This window comes from Thermovirga sp. (genome assembly GCA_012523215.1).
Classification (GTDB): domain Bacteria; phylum Synergistota; class Synergistia; order Synergistales; family Thermovirgaceae; genus 58-81.
Window position 1 is genome coordinate 1 of the sequence record JAAYIZ010000270.1, and the last position, 2,226, is coordinate 2,226.

A 2,226-nucleotide genomic window follows, 5' to 3' on the forward strand; every position below is an offset into this window, starting at 1 on the left:
GGATGTTCAATGAAAACCTACACCGAGTACTTGTGGTTTGAGACGAGGAAAAGGAAAGAACTGGTACGGATTACGCCGGACCTTGAAGCCATCCTGGGAAGGAGCGGCGTGACCGACGGGATGATGTTGGTGTCGGCTATGCATATCACTTCCGGCATCATCGTGAACGACAACGAATCGGGGCTCCACCAGGACATCCTCGAGTGGCTGGAGAAGACAGCCCCCGAGGACCCATCCTACGCCCACCACCGCACGGGCGAGGACAACGCCGACGCCCACCTCAAGCGCATCCTGGTGCATCACCAGGCGATACTGCCCGTGACGGGCGGCGAACTGGACCTGGGGCCCTGGGAGCAGTGTTTTTACGCGGAATTCGACGGCCGCCGCAGGAAGCGCGTGGTGGTCAAGATCATGGGGGTATGAGCGAATGATCAAACTGACCGTTTTCGTGACGACGATCCTGCTGGCTGTTTTTCTTCTTTCCCGGCCATCCTTCGCCGGCGAGGGAGGCCTCATTCCGATGGAGGATTTCTTCAGGAACCCGGAAAAAAGCGGCTTCCGGATCTCCCCCGACGGGGCCCGGATCTCCTGGCGGGCCTCCTGGGAACGGCGGTTGAACATCTTCGTCCAGAAGATCGGCGAAGAGACGGCCACGCGGGTCACCGCGGCGACGGAGAGGGACATCCTGACCTACTTCTGGTCGGGTAATGACCGCATCCTCTACCTGCAGGACTCGGGCGGGGATGAGAATTACCACCTCTACGCCGTCGACGCCGGCGGTTCCGGAACGAAGGACCTCACGCCCTTCGAGGGCGTTAGGGTGACCATAGTGGACCCCCTGGAGGAGATCGACGATGAGGTCCTCATCGGGATGAACCGCAGGGACCCGAGGGTCTTTGACGTCTTCCGGCTGAACATCGCCTCCGGGGAACTGGCCCTCGTCGAGGAAAACCCGGGGGACATCGAAGGGTGGGTGACCGACCACCAGGGAAAACTACGGGTTGCCCTGAGGACCGACGGGGTGAACCAGTCCCTCCTGTACCGCGACCGGGAGGAAGACGAGCTCAGAACCCTTCTCACCACCGACTTCAGGGAGAGCGTCGGCCCGCTCTTTTTCACCTTCGACGATAAAAAACTCTACGTCTCCTCCAACCTCGGCAGGGACAAATCGGCCATCTATGTCTTCGATCCCGAGAAGGCGGCCAACGAGGAACTGATCTTCGAACACCCCGAGGTGGACGTCTATGCCCTCCTGCAGTCGAAGAAGCGGAAGGTCATCACCGGGGTGGGGTACGTCACCGACCGGGCCCGGTATCACTTCTTCGACAAGGAGCGGGGCGACCTCCAGGAAGAGCTGGAGTCCCGCCTCCCCGGCAGGGAGGTGGCCGTGACCTCCATGAGCAAAGACGAGGACAAGGTCCTCCTGCATGCCGGGGGCGACCGAACCCAGGGAGCCTATTACTTTTACGACAGGGCGACCGGGGAGTTCCACAAACTGGCCGAACTCAGCCCCTGGCTTCCGGAGGACGAACTAGCCCCCATGAAACCGGTGCAATACACCGCCAGGGACGGGCTCACCATCCACGGGTACCTGACCCTGCCGGTCAACAGCGACGGCAGGAACCTCCCCGTGGTGATCCACCCCCACGGCGGCCCCTGGGCGCGGGACAGCTGGGGCTACGACAGCGAGGTCCAATTCCTGGCCAGCCTGGGCCTGGCGGTGCTCCAGATGAACTTCCGCGGCTCCACCGGGTACGGGCGGGCCTTCTGGGAAGCCAGTTTCAAACAGTGGGGGAGGGCGATGCAGGATGACATCACCGACGGTGTCAAGTGGCTCATCGAGCAGGGCATAGCCGACCCGAAGAGGATCGGCATCTACGGTGGATCCTACGGAGGCTACGCGGTCCTGGCGGGGTTGGCCTTCACCCCCGAGCTTTACGCCTGCGGCGTGGACTACGTGGGTGTGTCCAACATCTTCACCCTCTTCGAGACGATGCCGCCCTACTGGGAACTGGGCCGTAAAATGATGTACGAGCAGGTCGGCGACCCCGAAAAGGACAAGGACCTCCTGGTGGCTGCCTCGCCGGTCTTCCATGCCGACAGGATCAGGGCCCCCCTCTTCGTCGCCCAGGGAGCCAACGACCCCAGGGTGAAAAAGGCCGAATCGGACCAGATCGTGGAGGCGATGCGGAAACGGGGCGTGGACGTGGAATACATGGTGAAGGA

The 2,226-nt window shown here is 62.2% G+C and carries 2 protein-coding genes; both read left to right on the forward strand.

Annotated elements, in window-relative coordinates; genetic code table 11:
* The first annotated feature begins 9 nt into the window (after positions 1-9).
* Positions 10-423, forward strand: a complete 414-nt coding sequence (locus tag GX108_07380; protein ID NLO56853.1) for a YjbQ family protein — start codon at positions 10-12, stop codon at positions 421-423.
* A gap of 4 nt (positions 424-427) precedes the next feature.
* Positions 428-2,226, forward strand: a 1,799-nt coding sequence (locus GX108_07385; protein ID NLO56854.1) for a S9 family peptidase, incomplete at its 3' end; no start/stop codon positions are given.